Genomic DNA, 14,911 nt, shown 5'->3' with positions numbered 1-14,911 from the left:
AGTCAACACAGGTATCGACTGGGCCGCCGTCATCGGGGGCAAGCCCCCCTCCCACAGGGTTATGCGGTGTTACTTGGCAGCCCAGGAGTTGAAGCGCTGCTCCAGCTGCTCGCCGTTATCCGCCCAGAAGCTCACATCGATCTGCACCTGGTTGGCGATGTTCTCTGGCGTAGTCGGCATGTCTTTCAACACATCCTTGGCCAGCAACGGTACGGCTTGGGTGTTGGCCGGGCCGTAGGCGATGTTTTCCGAGTAGATCTTCTGCTGCTGCGGCTGCACGGAGAAGGCGATGAATTTCTTCGCCGCGTCTGCGCGATCCTTGGCCAGGCCTTTTGGAATGGCCCAGGCATCGAAGTCGTAGATGCCGCCGTTCCAGACCACTTTGAGGTTGCTCTCTTTCTGTACGGCCGCGATACGGCCGTTGTAGGCCGAGCTCATCACCACGTCACCCGAGGCGAGGTACTGCGGCGGTTGTGCGCCGGCTTCCCACCATTGGATCGACGGCTTGAGTTCATCGAGCTTCTTGAACGCACGGTCCTGGCCATCTTTGCCGGCCAGTACTTTGTAGACATCCTTCGGCGCGACGCCGTCAGCCATCAAGGCGAATTCGAGGGTGTACTTGGCCCCCTTACGCAGACCGCGCTTGCCTGGGAATTTCTTGGTGTCCCAGAAATCCGCCCAACTGGTCGGCGCGCTGGTCAGCTTGTCGGCGTTGTAGGCCAGCACCGTGGACCACACGAAGAAGCCCACGCCACAAGGCTGGATCGCGCCCTTCACGTAATCCGCGGTGTTGCCGAACAATTTCGGGTCCAGCGGCTCGAACATGTCCTCGTCGCAACCACGGGACAGTTCCGGCGACTCTACTTCCACCAAGTCCCAGGACACGCTCTTGGTGTCAACCATGGCCTTGACCTTGGCCATTTCACCATTGTATTCACCGGCGACGATCTTGCCGTTGCCCGCGCTTTCCCACGGTGCATAGAAGGCCTTGACCTGTGCAGCCTTGTTCGCGCCACCGAAGGACACGACCGTCAGGTCCGGGCCTGCCATGGCCTGTGTCGCGCCCATCAAGCTCAAAGCCAGGACGGAATATTTCAGGGATCTCAACATTGTTGTTCTCTCCACGTGCAGGGTTGGTGAAGCCATGGGGGCGATTATTTCGCCTCTAGAAGTGGGTCGAGCGCGCGAACGTGCTCGACTTGCCAGCCAATCGGTACCACGTCGCCGACCGCCAGGGCCGGATCCAGCTCGGCGATCGGTTGTTTCACAAAAAAATCGCTCATGCCGCAGACTTCCAGACGCACGCGCACGTGGTCGCCCAGGTAAATGAATTCCGCCACTCGCCCCGAGAAACGGTTGATGCAGCTTTCACTGGAGCCATTGAGGCTGACGCGCTCAGGTCGTACCGACAGCGTTACCGGGCCGCCGACCTGGCCGACATTCACCGCCAGCGCCTCGACTTTCTCGCCCCGCGCCAGCTCCACCACGCAGCGGTCGCCGCTGTGGCTATGCAAGCGACCATTGAGGCGGTTGTTTTCGCCGATAAAGTTGGCGACGAAGGTGTTCTTCGGTTCTTCATACAAGGTGCGCGGCGCGGCGATCTGCTGGATCTCGCCCTGGTGGAACACCGCCACCCGGTCCGACATGGTCAAGGCTTCGCCCTGGTCGTGGGTCACGTACACCACCGTCACGCCGAGGCGCTGGTGCAGGTGCTTGATCTCCATCTGCATGTGTTCGCGCAATTGCTTGTCGAGGGCGCCGAGGGGTTCGTCCATCAGCACCAGTTGCGGTTCGAACACCAGCGCCCGGGCCAACGCCACGCGCTGTTGCTGGCCGCCGGAGAGTTGCGCCGGATAGCGCTGGGCGAAGGCGTCGAGCTGGACCATGCTCAGCACGCGTTTGACCCGCTCGCTGATATCGGTCTTGCTCAAACCACGTACCGACAGGGGGAACGCCAGGTTCTCGGCCACCGTCATGTGCGGGAACAACGCGTAGTTCTGGAACACCATGCCGATATCGCGCTTGTGCGGCGGCACGTTGTTGATCGAGCGCCCGGCCAGCTGGATTTCACCGGCGGTCGGCGTTTCGAAACCCGCCAGCATCATCAGGCTGGTGGTCTTGCCTGAACCGGATGGCCCGAGCAAGGTGAGGAACTCGCCCTTGCGAATCTCCAGGTTGAGGTCTTTGACGATCAGGTTCTCGCCGTCGTAGCTCTTCTGCACGCCACGAAAGCTGACCAGCACATCATTTGAATCCACCTCGCTCATACCCGCACCTTTGTATTTTGGACTGCTGTGGCACAAGCGTAGTCCAGGGGCGAGGCCCCGGAAATCGGGGGCCAGGAGAGAATCACATCAGCAGGATGGACGGTTGGGGGTAGGGAACGCCCTACACCCATGGCGTGTACTGGACAGTGCCGCGCCAGGTGGAGCGCCGCAAGCGGCGAGAATGGGGGCCGTGCCGGTTTGCGGGGTGTCGCAAATAGATATGTCGCTACAAGAGCTTGTGCTCCATGGCGTACTTCACCAGTTCGGCCAGGGAGGTGATATTGAGCTTTTGCATCAAGCGCGCCTTGTGGGTGCTGATGGTCTTGCTGCTCAGCGCCAACTGCTGGGCAATATCATTGACGTTGGCGCCCTGGGCCAGGCGTTCGAATACCGAGAACTCGCGCTCCGAGAGCAATGAGTGCAAGGGCCGCGAATCGGTCAGGCCGACCTCGAATACCATGCGGTCCGCCAGGTCCGGGTCAATATAGCGACCACCGGCCGCGACCTTGCGAATCGCCATCAACAGCAGTGCCGGGTCGCTGTCCTTGGTGGCATAACCGGCCGCCCCCACCTTCAAGGCACGGGCGGCCATTTGCGCTTCATCGTGCATCGATAGCACCAGGATCGCCGGCGGGTTGTTCAGTGCACGAATGCGCGCGATGGCCTCCAGCCCATTGACCCCGGGCATGGAGATGTCCAGCAGCACCACTTCGCAAGGCACATGACGCAAGGTCTCCAGCAATTGCTCGCCATTGCTTGCCTCGCCCACCACCAGCAGGTCTTTGGCCAGGCCGATCAATTGCTTGATGCCTTCACGCACGATGGTGTGGTCTTCGGCTACCAGTACACGGATCACAGGGGTTTCCTCTTATCGTTATGCATCCAACGGCACCGTGACACTCAGGGTCGTGCCCTCTCCCAACTCGCTGTCCAGGGTCAATTGCCCGCCCATGATCAACACCCGTTCGCGCATGCCAACCAGGCCAAACGACACCGGCCGCCCCTGGGCCTGGACGAAGCCGACACCATCGTCGCTGATAGTCAGCCGCAGGTGTTTGCCTTCCACCGTCAAGGTCAGCTCCACAGTATGCGCCTGGGCATGGCGCATCACATTGGTCAGCGCCTCCTGGAGAATGCGAAACAGGCCAATAGCCTTGGCATCGCTCAGCAGCGGCAGGTTTTCCGGAACCTGCACCAGGCACGGGATCTGCGTGCGCGCTTCGAAGCGCCGCGCCTGCCACTCGATGGCAGAGGCAATCCCCGCATCGAGAATCGGCGGGCGCAGCGCCGTGGCCACATCGCGAACCAGTTGGAACAACTGGGCGATCAGGCGCTTCATGCTGTTGAGCCGCTCATTCAACCCTGGGTCGAGTTGCGCGTAGGCCAGCTCGCACATCGAGGTTTCCAACTTCAGCACCGTGAGCATTTGTCCGAGCTCGTCATGCACTTCGCGGGCGATACGGGCCTTTTCTTCTTCGCGCACGGTTTCCAGGTGGGCCGACAGTTCACGCAATTGCGCTTCACTTTGCAGCAGCGCGGCCACATAGCGGCGTCGTTCGGTGACGTCATTGAGGTAGACCACCAGGTATTCGCCCTCGGCAAAACGCAGGAAGCTCAAGGACACATCGGCGGGCAAGACACTGCCATCGGCACGCAAGCAATCGGTGGCGAAGTTCTGCGGCCCCTCTTCGCTGGCGCGTGCGCGTTTCCACAGGTTCAGCCAGCGGTCCATGTCCAGGCTCGGGTCAAAATCAACCAAGGGTCGCTCGATCAAGGCGCCGGGACCATAGCCCAGCATGGTTTCGGCTGCCCGGTTGGCGTAGCGCACATGGCTGTCCCAGTTGACCCAGAGGATGCCGACGGTGCTTTGATCGATGGAGAATTGCGTCAGCCGCAGCGCTTCGGCACCCGCGGCGCGCGCCGCACTTTCCTCGCGGGCGGTCAGCAGGCTGTGTTCGAGCACGCGCTGATGACGCCGCTGCCAAAACACCACCGCCAGGCAGGCGAGCAGCAACAGGCCCAGCAGCAGGCTGAGGTTCTGCCACAAGCCCGGCGACTCTGACAGCCGTGGGTACTTGGGTTGCAGCCAACGGGTGTGTAATTGGTCGAGATCGCGGGCGGGGATGGCGCGCAGGGCGCTTTGCATGATGCCCGCCAGTTCCGGCCATTCGCGGCGGGTCGCCACCCGCAGCAACTGCGGCAGGCCGATGTCCCCCACCACGGCCAGCCCGGCGAATTCCGCTTCACCGGACAATCGGCTCAACTGGGCTTCGTCCACCACGGCATAACGCGCCTGCTGGCTCACCAGCAACTGCAAGGCCTGGCGCTCCATGGGCACGCCTTGCAGGTTGAGGCTGGGATAAGTGCTGCGCAGGTAATCGGCCACCGCGCTGGGCATGCGCACCGCAACGCGCGAGCGGTCGTCGAGCTTTTCCAGGTCGACCGCGCCGCCGCCCTCTCGGATACCGACAATGTGCTGGGGCACGCGCATGTACGGGTCAGTGAACAACCACAGGCGCAAACCGGCCGGGGTCTGTTGCAAGCCGGGGGCGATATCGACCTCCCCGTCACGCACGGCGTCTTCCAGTTGTTCCTGCGTCGGGAAGTTACGCCACAACAGTTCAATATTCAGCGCCTTGGCCAGCCATTGCATCAACTCGACATTGGCCCCGGACAAACGCTGCAGGCGCCGATCGTATTGCGCATACGGTGCCTGTAATACCAGGCCCACCCGCAACTCCGGGTGGCCGGCCAACCATTGACGTTGCTGCGCATCGAGCTGCGCTTGCGGTACGACAGGGGCAGGTGCAGCTCCCGCCATCAAGGCAAAGCACAAACAGCCGATAACCAGCAGACAGCGAAAACCCATGATCCACGTCTCACATCACTGACAAATACTGACCAACCCATTAGGCTGCCGGAATCACTTCTGGCCGGGAAATAACGATGCCCCATCTCCACCGTTCGGCACTGCCAGCATTGTGCCTGTCGCTGCTATTTACCAGCGCCTTTTCTGTCCAGGCCGCCGATGCGCCTGCGCCACCAGCCGAAAAACCGGCTGAACGCCAACCCTTGCCTGAGCGTAGCCAGGAAGAAGCCAGCGCCCTGGAGCGGCAAATACCACGCGCCGAACAGCAACAGCTACAGGCCGGCAGCGACTCATTCCTGGCCTTGTGGAAACCGGCCAACAGCGCCGAACCCGAAGGTGTGGTGATTATCGTACCGGGCGCCGGGGAAAGTGCTGACGGGCCGCAAGCAATCGCACCATTGCGACGTAAATTGCCCGACGCCAACTGGGGCACCCTCAGCCTGTCGCTGCCGGACGTCAACATGGATACCCTGCCGCCCCGAGTGATCGAAGCGCCCAAGGCGACCGTCGACACCAGCAGCAAAGAAGGCAGCACGGCCGCCAAACCCATCGAACAGGCCGCCAGTGCCGAAGCCGAAGGAACCGATCCGGCAGTAGTGCCAGGCGCGGATGAACAGGAGAAGACTGACACCAAGCGCATCTTCGACCGCATCGACGCTGCGGTCGCCTTCGCCCAGACCCAAGGCGCGCGCAGCGTTGCACTGCTCGGGCATGGCACCGGCGCCTGGTGGGCAGCGCGCTACCTGAGCGAAAAACAACCGGCTCAAGTGCAAAAGCTGGTCATGGTCGCCGGCAAGACCCCGGCAGCTCGCCAGCCGGACCTGCAACAACTGGCCCCAGGCTTGAAAGTGCCGACGGCGGATGTCTTTTATCAAGACAGCGCCCAAGAACGCAAAAACGCGCAGGAGCGTAGCCAGGCGGCCAAGCGTTCGAAGAATGACAGCTATAAGCAGGTGTCGCTCAAGACGCTGCCTGGCAACAGCGCCGCCGAGCAGGAACAGTTGTATCGCCGGATTCGCGGCTGGTTGAGCCCGCAGGCCAGCACTGACTGAGGATCAGCACAACAGCAATGTGGGAGGGGGCTTGCCCCCGATTGCGGTGGGTCAGCCATCGATGCATCTACTGACACGCCCTCATCGGGGTGCAAGCCCCCTCCCACATCGGATTGTGGTTATCCCCCGCAAATACCGGCAGCTAACGAAAATCCCGGCGCTCGCGAATCAACGCATACGCGTTATGCAATTCACGGGTGCGCTCGGTGGCCTCACGCACTTGCGCGGGGCTGGCACCGCTGCCGGCGATCTTGTCCGGGTGGTGACGACTGAGCAGACGACGGTAGGCACGCTTGATCACCGATGGCTCGGTAGTGGAAGTCACCCCCAGAATCCGCAACGCCTCCTGATAGGCGCCACTGCGGCTAGCCAGCGGTTTACGTTCCGGCGCGTAGTCAGACGCCAGCGCCTGGAGCTGTTGCGGCGTCCACCCCAGCCACTTGCCCCACTGCTCGATCAGGTCGCGCTCGGCATCATCCGCCTTGCCGTCCGCCCAGGCCATGCGCCAGCAAGCCCGTAACACACCCTCCGCCGCATGGGGCTGCGCCTTGAGGAGGCGCAAGTAGGTGCGCACCCGATCAGAACCCGACTTGCCACGATTGAAGGCCATGATCGCTCGGCGTTGGGCCGGCTCGCTCATGTCCAGTGAACGCATTTCCTGCCGTGCCTGCTGGATATGCCCATCCACCACCCGACCATTGCTCTTGGCCAGGCGCCCCAACAGCACAAACAGCAGTTCGTCATTGCGCAACGCCGGGCGACCGCCCAGGCGCTCGCGCAATTGTGCCCAGCTTTGCAGTTGCAGGCGGCGGTCCAGCGCCTGCCCCAGTAATGCGCCCAACAAGGCCCCCGGAATACTGGCAATGGCAAAGCCAGCCCCGGCGCCGATCAGCGTCCCTGGCCACAACATCCTATTGCCCCGCTTTCAGCAGGGTTTCGACCTGCGCCAGACGCTCCAGCGTACCGACATCAATCCAGCGTCCCGTCATCTTTTCCCCCGTTACCAGACCTTTCGCCATGGCCTCCCGCAACAGCGGCGCCAGCTTGAAGGCACCCGCACTGCAACCCGCGAACAACTGGGGGTCGAGCACTGAAATGCCACTGAAGGTCAGGTTATCGGCACCGGGCGCCGCATCATGAAGCACGCCCTGATGCAGATAGAAATCCCCACCCGATGGGTGATGCGCCGGGTTGTCGACCATCACCAAATGGGCCAGGCCCCGCAGCGGTTGCCGCAGGCGGGTAAAGTCGTAGTCGGTCCAGATATCGCCATTGACCACCAGAAAGGGTTCATCGCCCAGCAACGGCAATGCCTGGAAGATCCCGCCTCCCGTTTCCAGCGGTTCGCCTTCAGCGGAATAACGAATGCGCACGCCAAACTGCGCGCCGTCGCCCAGGTAACGTTCGATCTGCTCGCCGAGCCACGCGTGGTTGATCACGATATCGGTGAAGCCGGCCTTGGCCAGCGCTTCCAGGTGATATTCGATCAAGCGCTTGTCGCCCGCCTGCACCAACGGCTTGGGCGTGTGCAACGTGAGCGGACGCATCCGTTCGCCTTTGCCCGCCGCCAGGATCATTGCTTTCATACCCGCGCCTCGGCGGGTTGACGCAGGCTGGCGAGCAGGTCACCCAGTTCGCTCAGCTCCGCTCGGTCCGCCAGCACCGCTTCTATATAGGCGAAGAAGCGTGGCACATCGGCCAGGTAGCGTGGCTTGCCATCACGATGGCAGATACGCGCAAAAATGCCGATGACCTTGAGATGGCGCTGCACACCCATCAGGTCGCTGGCGCGCAGGAAGTCGTCGAAATCCGCCTGTACCGGGATGCCCAGTTTTCCAGCACGTTCCCAGTAGCCGCGTTGCCATTCACGCACGCGGGCCTGGGGCCAACTGAGGAACGCGTCCTTGAACAGGCAGGTGATGTCGTAGGTCACCGGGCCGTAGACCGCGTCCTGGAAGTCCAGTACGCCGGGGTTGGGCTGGCTGATCATCAGGTTGCGCGGCATGTAGTCGCGGTGCACCAGCACCTTGGGCTGGGCCAGGGCGCTGTCGATCAGATGTTCGCTGACACGTTGCCAGAGGGCCTGTTGCCGGGTATCGAACTCGATACCCAAGTGCCGGCGCACGTACCACTCAGGAAACAATTCCAGCTCGCGACGCAGCAGGGCGACGTCATAGCTGGGCAGCGGCGTGTCCATCGGCAATTGCTGGAAAGCCAGCAAGGCGTCGATAGCGTCGGCGAACAATTGATCGGCATTTTGCTCGTCAATCACGTCCAGGTAGGTGTTTCTGCCCAGGTCATTGAGCAAAAGAAAGCCTCGCGGCAAATCTTCTGCGTAAATTTTCGGAACATTAATTCCCGATTTCGCGAGTAAATGAGCGATATCGACGAAAGGTTTGCAGTTTTCCTGGGGGGGTGGCGCGTCCATTACCACGAACGTCCGGCCACCGCCTTCCCAGCGGAAGTAGCGCCTGAAACTTGCGTCGCTGCTGGCCGCGGTCAATGTGGCCGGGGGTACCGGGCCCCAGTCTTGGGCATTGAAAAGGATCGGCAACTGCTCATCCAGCCAGACTTCCAGCTGTTGTAAACGTAGATCTTGCTCGGGCATTACAAGGGTCTCCGACGGCGCTAGCCGTCAAGCGGGGCATGCTTTATTATCACGCATCTTTTTCAGACCATCGAGAGGCGTGCGGCCCAAACCGCGGGCAGATGGCACGCAGGAAGCCCGGACTAATAAGATGGCATTGAAATCCCCCGCGTTTCGTAGAAAATTTCCGTTGCTGGTAACCGGCAGTCTGCTGGCCATGCAACCTTTCGCCACCTCATTCGTGGTCGCCGCGGAACAGTATGACTGCTCAGTCTCTGCTTCGGGTGCCTGGGATTGCGCGCCGAAAACCGCCGCCACCCCATTACCACCGCGCCCGGTGCATGACGGTGCAGCCGTCAGCTCGGCCAACAGCACGGCGCAAGCCGATGCGGGTGGCAACGCCGAGGCCGAACCGAAAACCGCTCTGGTTACCGAATCCAAGGGCCGTGGCCTGCGCTCGCGCAGCGCCGACTACAGCCACCTGGACTGGGTACCTCGCGAGAAGCTGACCGCAGCCCAGTTGGCCGAAACCGGGCCTTATTGCGCCGGCGCGTACATCGAGCCGACTCGCCCCGGCATGAACGACAAGACGAACAAGAGCGATGCGCCGACCTTCATCGGCGCCAAGGCCTCTCGTTACGAGCAGGAGTCGCAGGTCGCGACCCTGGCCGGTGACGTCGTCATGCGCCAGGGCAGCATGCAGCTCGAGTCCCAGGAAGCCAGCCTGTATCAGGCCGAGAACCGTGGCGAACTGAACGGTAACGTCCGTTTGCGCGACAATGGCGCGCTGATCGTCGGTGACCACGCGCAAGTGCAGTTGGACACCGGTGCCGCACAAATCGATAACGCCGAGTACGTACTGCACAAGTCGCGCATCCGCGGTAACGCGCTGTACGCCAAGCGTGCCGAAAACGCGATCATCCGTCTCAAGGACGGTACGTACACCACATGCGAACCAGACAGCAATGCCTGGCAGCTCAAGGGCAACAACATCACGTTGAACCCGGCCACCGGTTTCGGTACGGCGACCAACGCGACGTTGCGGATCAAGAACATCCCGATCCTCTACACCCCTTATATCTACTTCCCAATCGACAACCGTCGTCAATCCGGCTTCCTGCCGCCGAGCTTCAGCACGGGCAGTGAAACCGGCTTCACCCTGGTTACGCCGTACTACTTCAACCTGGCACCGAACTACGACGCCACGTTGTACCCGCAATACATGACCAAGCGCGGCATGTTGATGGAAGGCGAATTCCGCTACCTCACCAAATCCAGCGAAGGCCAGTTCGGCGGCGCGTACCTGAACGACGACAACGACGAGCGCAAAAAGCAGACCGACTACGAAAAAACCCGCTATATGCTCAACTGGCAGCATAAGGGCGGGCTGGATTCGCGTGTACTGACCCAGGTCGACTACACCCAAATCAGCGACCCTTACTACTTCCAGGACCTGAAGGCTTACCAGGAAGGTGTAGAGAGCCGCGATTACGTCAACCAGCAGGGCTCCGTGACCTATCGCGGCGACTCCTACCAGGCACGCCTGAACCTCCAGGCCTACCAACTGGCGACGATCTCCCAGATCACCCCGTATGACCGGCTGCCGCAGATCACCTTCAATGGCCAGCTGCCATACCATCCGGGTGGCCTGAACTTCAGCTACGAAACCGAAGCCGTGCGCTTTGAGCGGAACCTGGAGAACGGCACCTTTACCGACGAGAACGGCCTGGTATCGCCGCGCCTGGACACCTACGTCAGGGGGCTGACCCGTGCAAACGGTACGCGCCTGAACGTTGCTCCCGCCGTCGAATACCCGATGAACTGGACCTACGGCTTTGTGACGCCGAAGCTCAAGTACGTCTACACCAAATACGACCTGGACCTGGACAGCATCGGCAAGAACCAGATCATTGCCGATCAAAATGCAGCAACGGCGGCCAACCCATACGCAGGGGGTAACTTCAAGAGCTCCCAGGATCGCGCAATCCCCGTCGCCAGCGTCGACAGCGGCCTGTACTTCGACCGCAACACCAACTGGTTCGGCAAGGATTATCGCCAGACCCTGGAGCCGCGTGCGTTCTACCTGTACGTACCGAACAAGGACCAGAGCGACATCCCGGTCTTTGATACCAGCGAGTACTCGTTCAGCTACGCCTCGCTGTTCCGCGACAACCGCTTCAGCGGCTCTGACCGGATCGGTGACGAGAACAAGCTGTCCCTGGGCCTGACCAGCCGCTGGATCGAAGATAACGGCTTCGAACGCCAGCGCGTATCCGTAGGCCAGGCGGTGTACTTCAAGGATCGCGAAGTCCAGTTACCAGGTATCCTGGCGGCCGACCGCGCCGATGCTCAATCGGATGTCTCGCCAATCGCCCTGGACTACGAGTTCCGCTTCAACCGCGACTGGCGCGCCACTGCCGACTACAACTGGGACACCGAGGAACACAGTCCTCGTTCCGGCAGCGCGATGCTTCACTACCAGCCGGAAGACAACCCGAACAAGATCATCAACGTTGGTTATCGCTATCGTAACGATCAGGTCGTCTACAACCAGCTGACCGGCAAATGGCAGTTCGGTGGTGACTACGGCACTCCGGGCCAAGAGAACTTCGTGAAGGATTACTACAAAATCCAACAACACGACTTCTCGATGATGTGGCCGATCGTTCCGCAGTGGAACCTGATCACCCGCTGGCAGTATGACTATGCCCGCAACCGTACCCTGGAAGCCTTCGGTGGTTTCGAGTACGACAACTGCTGCTGGAAACTTCGCGTCATCAACCGTTACTGGGTTTCCAACGACGAATACAGCCAGATCGCCCCGCTTAACGAAAAGGGTGACCACGGGCTCTTCCTCCAGATCGTCCTCAAAGGACTCGGCGGCCTGACCGGCGCCAAGGTAGAGAGCTTCCTCGACAAAGGCATTGAAGGTTATCGTGAACGTGAAGACCAAGCTTTCTGATTGTCTGCGCCCGCTAGTGCTGGGCGCGCTGTTCCTCGGTACCGCATCGGCCCACGCTGCGGTTCAACAGCTGGATAAAGTAGTGGCCATCGTCGATAACGACGTGATCATGCAGAGCCAACTGGACCAACGGGTCAAGGAAGTTCAGCAGACCATCGCCAAGCGTGGCGGTGGTGTGCCACCTACCAGCGTCCTGGACCAACAGGTGCTGGAACGCCTGATCGTTGAAAACCTGCAATTGCAGATCGGCGATCGTTCCGGCATCCGTATCTCGGATGAAGAGCTGAACCAGGCCGTTGGCACCATCGCTCAACGCAACAACATGAGCATTGACCAGTTCCGTGCCGCCCTGGCCCATGACGGCCTGTCCTACGAGGACGCCCGTGACCAGATCCGCCGCGAGATGATCATCAGCCGCGTGCGTCAGCGCCGTGTGGCCGAGCGGGTCCAGGTCTCCGAGCAGGAGGTGAAAAACTTCCTGGCTTCGGACCTGGGCAAGATGCAGCTTTCCGAAGAACTGCACCTGGCCAATATCCTGATCCCGACCCCGGACAGCGCCAACGCCGAGCAGCTCAATGCAGCAGCGGCAAAAACCCAGGCGATCTACGATCGCCTGAAAGCCGGTGCTGACTTCGCTCAAATGGCTATTGCCCAGTCCGGCAGCGACAACGCCCTCGAAGGCGGTGACATGGGCTGGCGTAAAGCCGCTCAACTGCCACCACCATTCGACCGGGAACTGAGCGCCATGGAAGTGGGTGGCATTACCCAGCCAGCCCGTACCCCTGGTGGTTTCATCATCCTCAAGTTGCTGGAACGTCGTGGCGGCGAGACCTCGCTGAAAGACGAAGTCCATGTTCGTCATATCCTGGTCAAACCGAGCGAAATCCGCACCGAAGCGCAAACCAAGGAACTGGCCCAGAAGATCTATGACCGCATAGAAAGCGGTGAAGACTTCGCCACCCTGGCCAAAAGCTTCTCGGAAGACCCGGGTTCGGCCCTCAACGGCGGCGACCTGAACTGGATCGACCCGAAGGCACTGGTGCCTGAGTTCCAGGACGTCATGGCCAAGACCCCGCAAGGCGTTCTGTCCAAGCCATTCAAGACTCAATACGGCTGGCATGTACTGGAAGTCCTTGGCCGCCGCGCCACCGACAACACCAGCCAGGCCCGCGAGCAACAAGCGTTGACCGTACTGCGTAACCGCAAGTACGACGAAGAGCTGCAAACCTGGTTGCGTCAGATCCGTGACGAAGCCTACGTAGAAAACAAGCTGCCAGGCGCCGAGCAAACAGGCACCAACCAGGCAACCCAGTGAAACCCCAGCGTTTCGCGGTGACACCCGGCGAGCCGGCCGGCATTGGTCCAGACCTGTGCCTGCTGCTCGCCTCACAAGCCCAACCACACCCCCTGATTGCCATTACCAGCCGTGACCTGCTCCTTGAGCGAGCCACGCAGCTGGGTGTGGCTGTCAATCTGCTGGACGTTGCGCCGAATCATTGGCCAGACCTGCCAGCGCCGGCGGGCAGCCTTTATGTGTGGGATACCCCACTGCACGCCAAGGTGGTTGCCGGGCAACTGGACAAGGCCAACGCGGCCTTTGTGCTGGAAACCCTGACCCGCGCCGGGCAAGGCTGCATCGACGGCGACTTCGCCGGCATGATCACCGCACCGGTGCACAAGGGCGTGATCAATGAATCGGGTATCGCCTTTTCCGGGCATACCGAATTTCTTGCCGAACTGACCCACACCGCCCAAGTCGTGATGATGCTGGCCACACGCGGCCTGCGCGTCGCCCTGGTAACCACGCACCTGCCACTGCGCGATGTTGCCGATGCCATCACTGTCGAGCGCCTGGAGCGCGTGACGCGCATCCTGCACGCCGACCTGCAACAGAAATTCGGCATTGCCCAACCGCGCATCCTTGTCTGCGGGCTCAACCCCCATGCGGGCGAAGGCGGCCACCTGGGCCATGAAGAAATCGACATCATCGAACCCACCCTGGAGCGTCTGCGCCAAGAAGGCATGGACCTGCGCGGCCCACTGCCTGCAGACACTCTATTTACCCCCAAATATCTGGAGCACTGCGACGCAGTGCTGGCGATGTACCACGACCAGGGGCTGCCGGTGCTCAAATACAAAGGCTTCGGCGCCGCCGTCAACGTGACACTGGGCCTGCCGATCATCCGTACCTCCGTCGACCATGGCACCGCCCTGGACCTGGCGGGCAGCGGCAAGATCGACACCGGCAGCCTGCATGTGGCCCTGGAAACCGCCTATCAGATGGCCGAGACCCGTATATGACCGAGCATTACCAACACCGGGCGCGCAAGCGCTTCGGGCAAAACTTCCTGCACGACGCTGGCGTGATCGACCGTATCCTGCGCTCCATCCATGCCAAGCCTGAAGACCGTCTGTTGGAAATCGGCCCGGGCCAGGGCGCCCTGACCCAAGGCCTGTTGGCCAGCGGAGGCCAACTGGACGTGGTCGAACTGGACAAGGACCTGATCCCGATCCTCAACCAGCAGTTTGCCGACAAACCCAACTTCAACCTGCATCAGGGCGATGCGCTGAAGTTCGACTTCAACACCCTGAACGCGGCGCCCAACAGCCTGCGGGTAGTGGGTAACCTGCCGTACAACATCTCCACACCGCTGATTTTTCACCTGCTCAACAACGCCGGGATCATCCGCGACATGCACTTCATGCTGCAAAAGGAAGTGGTGGAACGCCTGGCTGCCGGCCCTGGCGGTGGTGATTGGGGTCGCCTGTCGATCATGGTGCAGTACCACTGCCGCGTCGAACACCTGTTCAACGTCGGCCCTGGCGCATTCAACCCGCCACCGAAGGTCGACTCGGCCATCGTGCGCCTGGTGCCTCACGCCGTACTGCCGCACCCGGCAAAGGATCACAAATTGCTGGAGCGCGTGGTGCGTGAAGCGTTCAACCAGCGTCGCAAGACCTTGCGCAACACGCTGAAGGCCCTGCTGAGCAACGCTGAAATCGAAGCCGCCGGCGTCGACGGCAGCCTGCGCCCCGAGCAACTGGACCTGGCTGCCTTCGTGCGCCTCGCAGACCAACTGGCCATCCAGCCTGCCCCCGCGGTGGAATAAACACCAGGAGCCAGTTTGCCAGCGATGGCGTGCTCGTCATTGCTATCGCCGGCAAGCCGGCTCC

Annotated in this window: 12 protein-coding genes; 5 read left to right on the top strand and 7 right to left on the bottom strand. The window is 61.4% G+C overall.

Translation table 11 applies throughout. From position 1 onward, the window contains the following. Positions 1 to 69: 69 nt before the first annotated feature. The 4 genes from ACODSV_RS15985 to ACODSV_RS15970 form a co-directional block, all read right to left on the bottom strand. Positions 70 to 1,110, bottom strand: coding sequence for an ABC transporter substrate-binding protein (locus ACODSV_RS15985; RefSeq protein ID WP_024077707.1), 1,041 nt, complete (start codon positions 1,108 to 1,110; stop codon positions 70 to 72). Positions 1,111 to 1,154: 44 nt separating this feature from the next. Further along, positions 1,155 to 2,267, bottom strand: coding sequence for an ABC transporter ATP-binding protein (locus ACODSV_RS15980; RefSeq protein WP_024077708.1), 1,113 nt, complete (start codon positions 2,265 to 2,267; stop codon positions 1,155 to 1,157). Positions 2,268 to 2,493: 226 nt separating this feature from the next. Then, positions 2,494 to 3,123: a response regulator gene (locus tag ACODSV_RS15975; RefSeq protein WP_024077709.1), complete on the bottom strand. Its 630-nt coding sequence runs from the start codon at positions 3,121 to 3,123 to the stop codon at positions 2,494 to 2,496. Between the two features lie 18 nt (positions 3,124 to 3,141). After that, on the bottom strand, positions 3,142 to 5,136 hold the full coding sequence (locus tag ACODSV_RS15970; RefSeq protein ID WP_150055211.1) for a sensor histidine kinase: 1,995 nt from the start codon (positions 5,134 to 5,136) through the stop codon (positions 3,142 to 3,144). 77 nt (positions 5,137 to 5,213) lie between these two features. Here ACODSV_RS15970 and ACODSV_RS15965 point away from each other — a divergent pair, with 77 nt between their 5' ends. Next, a complete protein-coding gene (locus ACODSV_RS15965; protein WP_150055212.1) occupies positions 5,214 to 6,188 on the top strand; it encodes an alpha/beta hydrolase family protein in 975 nt (324 codons plus the stop codon). 142 nt (positions 6,189 to 6,330) lie between these two features. Here ACODSV_RS15965 and ACODSV_RS15960 read toward each other — a convergent pair whose 3' ends face one another. From ACODSV_RS15960 to ACODSV_RS15950, 3 genes are read right to left on the bottom strand one after another with little or no spacing between them, the layout of a single operon-like run. Next, complete coding sequence (locus ACODSV_RS15960) at positions 6,331 to 7,098, bottom strand: TerB family tellurite resistance protein (protein WP_024077712.1); 768 nt, start codon at positions 7,096 to 7,098, stop codon at positions 6,331 to 6,333. Between the two features lies 1 nt (position 7,099). Beyond that, on the bottom strand, positions 7,100 to 7,774 hold the full coding sequence (gene murU, locus ACODSV_RS15955; protein ID WP_024077713.1) for an N-acetylmuramate alpha-1-phosphate uridylyltransferase MurU: 675 nt from the start codon (positions 7,772 to 7,774) through the stop codon (positions 7,100 to 7,102). Further along, a complete protein-coding gene (locus tag ACODSV_RS15950; RefSeq protein WP_102623873.1) occupies positions 7,771 to 8,796 on the bottom strand; it encodes an aminoglycoside phosphotransferase family protein in 1,026 nt (341 codons plus the stop codon). Before ACODSV_RS15950 ends, murU begins: the two co-directional genes overlap by 4 nt. A gap of 130 nt (positions 8,797 to 8,926) precedes the next feature. Here ACODSV_RS15950 and ACODSV_RS15945 point away from each other — a divergent pair, with 130 nt between their 5' ends. Genes ACODSV_RS15945 through rsmA form a run of 4 tightly spaced genes read left to right on the top strand, consistent with a single transcriptional unit; the run spans position 8,927 to position 14,847 of the window. Next, a complete protein-coding gene (locus ACODSV_RS15945; protein ID WP_102623874.1) occupies positions 8,927 to 11,737 on the top strand; it encodes an LPS-assembly protein LptD in 2,811 nt (936 codons plus the stop codon). Beyond that, positions 11,712 to 13,052 (top strand): peptidylprolyl isomerase, encoded by a 1,341-nt coding sequence (locus ACODSV_RS15940; RefSeq protein ID WP_024077716.1) that lies wholly within the window; start codon positions 11,712 to 11,714, stop codon positions 13,050 to 13,052. Before ACODSV_RS15945 ends, ACODSV_RS15940 begins: the two co-directional genes overlap by 26 nt. After that, complete coding sequence (gene pdxA, locus ACODSV_RS15935; RefSeq protein WP_069077165.1) at positions 13,049 to 14,038, top strand: 4-hydroxythreonine-4-phosphate dehydrogenase PdxA; 990 nt, start codon at positions 13,049 to 13,051, stop codon at positions 14,036 to 14,038. Before ACODSV_RS15940 ends, pdxA begins: the two co-directional genes overlap by 4 nt. Further along, positions 14,035 to 14,847 (top strand): 16S rRNA (adenine(1518)-N(6)/adenine(1519)-N(6))-dimethyltransferase RsmA, encoded by an 813-nt coding sequence (gene rsmA / locus ACODSV_RS15930; RefSeq protein WP_024077718.1) that lies wholly within the window; start codon positions 14,035 to 14,037, stop codon positions 14,845 to 14,847. Before pdxA ends, rsmA begins: the two co-directional genes overlap by 4 nt. Positions 14,848 to 14,911 lie beyond the last annotated feature (64 nt).

The organism is Pseudomonas sp. FG86, from assembly GCF_057808775.1.
Note: the sequence above shows the minus strand (reverse complement) of the source record. Positions and strands in the feature narration are given on the sequence as shown.

Coding starts and splice junctions, on each gene's coding strand:
- murU (WP_024077713.1), bottom strand. CDS start 7,774: ATGAAAGCAATGATCCTGGCGGCGGGCAAAGGCGAACGGATGCGTCCG.
- rsmA (WP_024077718.1), top strand. CDS start 14,035: ATGACCGAGCATTACCAACACCGGGCGCGCAAGCGCTTCGGGCAAAAC.
- ACODSV_RS15985 (WP_024077707.1), bottom strand. CDS start 1,110: ATGTTGAGATCCCTGAAATATTCCGTCCTGGCTTTGAGCTTGATGGGC.
- ACODSV_RS15945 (WP_102623874.1), top strand. CDS start 8,927: ATGGCATTGAAATCCCCCGCGTTTCGTAGAAAATTTCCGTTGCTGGTA.
- ACODSV_RS15965 (WP_150055212.1), top strand. CDS start 5,214: ATGCCCCATCTCCACCGTTCGGCACTGCCAGCATTGTGCCTGTCGCTG.
- ACODSV_RS15980 (WP_024077708.1), bottom strand. CDS start 2,267: ATGAGCGAGGTGGATTCAAATGATGTGCTGGTCAGCTTTCGTGGCGTG.
- ACODSV_RS15970 (WP_150055211.1), bottom strand. CDS start 5,136: ATGGGTTTTCGCTGTCTGCTGGTTATCGGCTGTTTGTGCTTTGCCTTG.
- ACODSV_RS15960 (WP_024077712.1), bottom strand. CDS start 7,098: ATGTTGTGGCCAGGGACGCTGATCGGCGCCGGGGCTGGCTTTGCCATT.
- ACODSV_RS15950 (WP_102623873.1), bottom strand. CDS start 8,796: ATGCCCGAGCAAGATCTACGTTTACAACAGCTGGAAGTCTGGCTGGAT.